A 4,830-nucleotide genomic window follows, 5' to 3' on the forward strand; every position below is an offset into this window, starting at 1 on the left:
CTTTAAACGTGGGGTCTCTACACTTTAAACGTGGGGTCTCTACACTTTAAACGTGGGGTCTCTACACTTTAAACGTGGGGTCTCTACACTTATAGAGCTTGAAAGCCTTATAGCACAAGGGCTGGAGAGGAGCTATAATTCTTATAATTCTTATAATTCTTATAAAAGGAAAAAATCAAAAATCAAAGGCTATGGCACTCGCTTTGCTCGTGTCGTTTCAAAAGCAAAGTCAAAAGCATTAATAATGTATTCGCTACGCTCATACTTTTTGAAAAGCAAAAGCTCCAAAGTTCGCACCCATTCGGGATGCTCTGTACCTACCGTTTAAAATCGAAAGGGAGCTTGTAATCAGAGAAAAGGCGAGGGCGAAATTTTGATGATGCTCAATCGCTCGTAGACACTCGCTCGGTTCTTATTATCTAGGTTTTAATTATTTACTGGAGCTAATCAAAGTTGTGAAACATTGCTTAAATAATAGGCGTGGAACGTGAAAAATCATAAAAAAAGCCCGAACAGGGATGTTCGGGCTATAAAATAGAAACTACAGCATTGATTTCTATAGATAATTATAACGCATTTCGTATAAGGTGTATTATGTTAATTTTAGAAAATCTAAAATAATTATTGATAATTTTTTTTTGAAAATTTAACATACCTTCCGATTGGTATTTTAGGTATGATTACTTATGAACAGTGTGTTACTCGCTTATGTATTACTTGGATTTTCAATAGTTTCCGAAGTGATTGGAAGTAGTTTTTTAGTTAAATCGGAAGGGTTTACAAAACTTTTTCCAAGCGTGATGGTCTTTATTTTTTTTAGCACGGCATTTTATTTATTATCACAAGTTATTAAAACAATCCCTTTAGGTATCGCATACGCTATATGGGCTGGTGTTGGGATTGTTCTAACTGCTGTAGTTAGCTACTTTGTTTTTAAACAGACACTAGATAATCCTGCTTTAATTGGAATTGGTTTTATCGTATCTGGCGTAATAATTATTAATTTATTTTCGCAATCAGCAGGTCATTAAGTGAAAGAAATTCGGCAACAAAAGAAGCAACCAGAGGTTATTCGAAAGCGCATCCTTGAACAGGCAACTATTCTTGTTTCTCAAAAGGGTATTTCTGGTGTTTCTATTCAAAATATTGCTACAGCAGTAGGTATAACAAAAGGGGGAATATTCCATCATTTCCCTAATAAAGAAATTTTAATAGAAGAAATGTTTAATCAAGTAATTCTTGAAGTAGATCAAACTATTGAATATCTAATGAAACAAGATGAAGACGAATATGGAAAATTCACACGAGCTTATGTTCACAGTGCTTTTATTCATCAAATAAATGGTGTGGTTTCTGCATGGTCAGCTGTATCAATGACTCTAATTACAGAGCCTACCTTTAATAAAATTTGGATGGAATGGCTAAAAAATAGATTATCTCAACATGCAGAAACGGATAGTCATCCTGATTTAGAGTTACTTCGTTTAGCAGCAGATGGGTTGTGGCTACAAAGTATTACCGGAGTCATTGATGATGAGCAATGTTCAAAATTAGAAGACGATCTGCTTAATCGAACCTATTTAACATAAAATCTCTTATGCGAAATTTCAGCTCGATGCTTTGAAAGATGGCTAAAGCCATGTTTCAAAGTCGGGCAATTTTGCGCTTGCTGTAATTTGATTTGTAATGAGAAAAACCAAGCAAAGTACCGATCAACTAGTATTTTTTAGGGTCGATCTGACACCAGTCATACGTTTTTTCTTTGACACTACTCGGTTCAAACGAGTAGCAATTTTTCCTCATTATTCTCACCAATGTTTCACCATCACTTTCTCGAATTTGTAGCGGATATTTTTTTAGTACAGCCATATCTGCTCTACGTTCATCAATTTCGTCTTTGCTTGGTATGTATAAAAAGATAGCCAAAATGAACACCATCATCACAGCAACAAACGTGCTGGCAAAAATAATGATAAGTTTTAAGTTGAGCCTGTGTGTAGCTTCGTTTAATGCCTGAATACTGTTGTTTAATGCGCCTGTATGCTTCTTATTTGCGTTTTCTAGCGATTTTTCAGCCTTGTCTAGCACTCCGCTAGCGACATGGTTGTAAAACTGCTCTAATCGCTTGTTATCGTCTGCTATGGCCTCTCTATATTCCTTCATGGATGCCAATAAAATATATAACTGGTCATCTAGATCATTTTGATTACTCATAATGACATTCCGCCTCTACCTAGTTTTTGAGATGCCTTGCGGAGTGCTTGCTCGGCTCGTTGTTTATCTAATTCTTGCTGTCGCTTCATTTCCGCTTGGCGTTCCAGTTCTAGACGTTTGGTTTCTTGGTTCTTCTGCCATTGATCAAAACCTTGATCGACACGGCTTAAACCACGCTGTAAAACGCTCTCTTTTTGCTGTTTCTGTTGGTGAAGCTGTTGGCTATTTTGCTGTTTGACGTTGTCATTAAAACGGCTGATTTCAGTGTCTATGCCTTGTCTGCGTAATTGTGTGACTTTGGTGCCTTCATGGATGGTGGCTTGTAGTCCGTTGTTCTGATCGGCATAGCTACGATGGTCTATTTTTTCTCGGTAGCCTGCACGTTCCAATGCTTTATTGGCTAAGTCTGCCCAAGTTTCTCGAATTTGCTTAATATCTTCTTGGGTTGTCCCCATGCCAAGGCTTTTTCGTTTGGCGTTGCTGAGTTCGATATCGGTTTTGGTGGTCAGGGTGAGTTTATTGTCCGTGTCCAATTCGGCTTTTCGGGTGGTAAGCATGATATGGGCGTGATGATTCTTATCATTACCGCCTTTGCTGGGTTCATGGATGGCTAAATCTGCGATCACTCCATAGCGATCAACTAAGGACCTGGCAAAGTCTTTTGCCAAGTCCTTACGTTGATCAGCGTCTAATTCATCAGGTAGGGCAATGACCCATTCTCTAGCGGTTCGGGCATCTTTACGGTTTTCGGTTTTTTCTGCCAAGTTCCAAAGTTCACCACGGTCAATTTCAATATCTAAATTAGACAGAATTTCAGAATGGGCGACACCGTCTTTTCTCGTAAAGTCATGGGTCAGTCCTGTGCGTTCATCTTCTAGTTTTTCCCCTGCACGATATGCAGATGATGCAACCGCAGTTCGCCCCGAACTTCGGTTCACCGTTTTAGTGGAACAATGATAAATTGCCATGCAGTCGCCTTGGGGTGCTTTTGCTTTTGGGGTTAAGGGGATTCCCCTTACGCAAACTTTGACTTGGATGAAATCCAAGTCGTAAGTGCGCATTTCATGAAAAACACGATAGCATATTACCCGCTTGAATTTCAATTCATAGGGTCTTATGCTTGAGTGGTTTTCTATATCCCGAAATTAAACTTTATGACAAAATCTGCTGAAAATATTGAAAAAAAAATTGAAGCTCAATTAGAAAAGTTGAAACAGTTAAAAGCCCAAAAACAGGCTATTGAAGCAAGAGAAAAAACGAAGCAAAAGGAACAGGAAAGAAAGGACGATACTCGGCGTAAAATTCTGCTCGGTTCTTATTTGATTAAAAAAATGCAGAATGAAGCCAATAAAGAAAAAATATTGGCTGAACTGAATGAATATTTAACAGAAGATCGAGATCGAAAACTGTTTAATCTTTAAAATCTGTTTCTGTCCGTAAAGCTTTAAATATACGTTTTGCATGTATGGGATTTGCCGATTCAGGGTCTCTTAATATTTTACCAATCCAATTTGCAAAGGTTGGATAGTCTGGAAAGTTACTGAGGTCTGAAATACTACCTAATTTGCACAAAATCATACTGTATTTGGCAATTTGGGCATCAGTTATATTGGCAAAGATGTCGACTGTGTTGGGGTCACGATTTGGCTTGGATTCTTCTTTTGTCTTTTCAGTCTTTAATTTTTTGATAAGTATCTGAAAATGGGTAATGGTGCGTCCTATTTTCTCCTGATTTAAACTAATACGAAAATCGCCCTGTGCATTGACTTCTGCAATGGCGGGCAAAAGCACCCATCTTTTAAATTCTGCTGTTCTAGGGTATTTGTCGACAACGCCAAAAAATTCTTTCCATTCATCAATATACATAAGTTTAGTTTTACCTAAATCTTTCCATTTACAAACCATTTCATAGAGCCGTTTACCGCCAAATGTCGTCATTTCAATCGTGTTTGTGAAGTTGTAAGTTGTGTAAGCATCACCTGTTTTATCAATTAAAAAACGAATCGGGTCGGTAAAAAGCAGGTAAATAAATCCGTTGGATTCCATATAACCGACACTTTGTAGCCAGTTATGTTTTGTCGGTACTGTTTCATAACGTCCATGTTTAGGGGGAACAACGCAAACGGCATTAGGTTCTTTGTTTTGTTTTTTATCCAAGTCAATGTATAGCGGAAATTTTAAATGCCGTTCCATTAGTTTATCGGCTGTGGCTTTTAACTGCTGATAGGCGTGACTATCTGAAATTTTGTTAGCTACTGCAAATTCTTGAGCAGTAATAAACACCTCATGATTGCCCGTAGCTTGCTTGTGTAGTTTATTTATTGCAAGTGTCATTAAATCATGTTCAGCAAGTGTTAAATCAAATCCTGCTTCAATGAGTGTATTTGATTTAGATATGGAAATGTCTTTGGTTTTTTCAGTGTAAAAAATCGGATTCGATACAAACTCACTCATAACCATCTCTAGTTTTATTGGTGTAGATAAAACTTACCACTACATTAATGTAGTGTAAATAGATTTCTACACTTTAAACGTGGGGTCTCTACACTTTAAACGTGGGGTCTCTACACTTTAAACGTGGGGTCTCTACACTTTAAACGTGGGGTCTCTACACTT

6 protein-coding genes are annotated in these 4,830 nt (G+C 37.6%); 3 read left to right on the forward strand and 3 right to left on the reverse strand.

Annotation, left to right across the window (positions count from 1 at the left end; translation table 11 throughout):
- Positions 1-686 precede the first annotated feature (686 nt).
- Positions 687-1,031, forward strand: a complete 345-nt coding sequence (locus NI470_RS15420) for an SMR family transporter (RefSeq protein WP_005199344.1) — start codon at positions 687-689, stop codon at positions 1,029-1,031.
- Positions 1,032-1,589, forward strand: a complete 558-nt coding sequence (locus tag NI470_RS15865) for a TetR/AcrR family transcriptional regulator (protein WP_253148980.1) — start codon at positions 1,032-1,034, stop codon at positions 1,587-1,589. It abuts the gene before it with no gap.
- 127 nt (positions 1,590-1,716) lie between these two features.
- Here NI470_RS15865 and NI470_RS15430 read toward each other — a convergent pair whose 3' ends face one another.
- Both NI470_RS15430 and mobQ read right to left on the reverse strand, forming a co-directional pair.
- A complete protein-coding gene (locus NI470_RS15430) occupies positions 1,717-2,214 on the reverse strand; it encodes a hypothetical protein (protein WP_004282248.1) in 498 nt (165 codons plus the stop codon).
- Positions 2,211-3,182: a MobQ family relaxase gene (gene mobQ, locus NI470_RS15435; protein ID WP_005265044.1), complete on the reverse strand. Its 972-nt coding sequence runs from the start codon at positions 3,180-3,182 to the stop codon at positions 2,211-2,213. The genes NI470_RS15430 and mobQ overlap by 4 nt, the downstream gene beginning before the upstream one ends.
- Positions 3,183-3,368: 186 nt before the next feature.
- Here mobQ and NI470_RS15440 point away from each other — a divergent pair, with 186 nt between their 5' ends.
- Positions 3,369-3,635, forward strand: coding sequence for a mobilization protein (locus NI470_RS15440; RefSeq protein ID WP_253135640.1), 267 nt, complete (start codon positions 3,369-3,371; stop codon positions 3,633-3,635).
- Here the strand turns inward: NI470_RS15440 and NI470_RS15445 are convergent.
- A complete protein-coding gene (locus NI470_RS15445) occupies positions 3,625-4,668 on the reverse strand; it encodes a replication initiation protein (RefSeq protein ID WP_162987723.1) in 1,044 nt (347 codons plus the stop codon). The genes NI470_RS15440 and NI470_RS15445 overlap by 11 nt on opposite strands.
- Positions 4,669-4,830 lie beyond the last annotated feature (162 nt).

Source organism: Acinetobacter lwoffii (assembly GCF_024129115.1).
Lineage (GTDB): Bacteria > Pseudomonadota > Gammaproteobacteria > Pseudomonadales > Moraxellaceae > Acinetobacter > Acinetobacter lwoffii_T.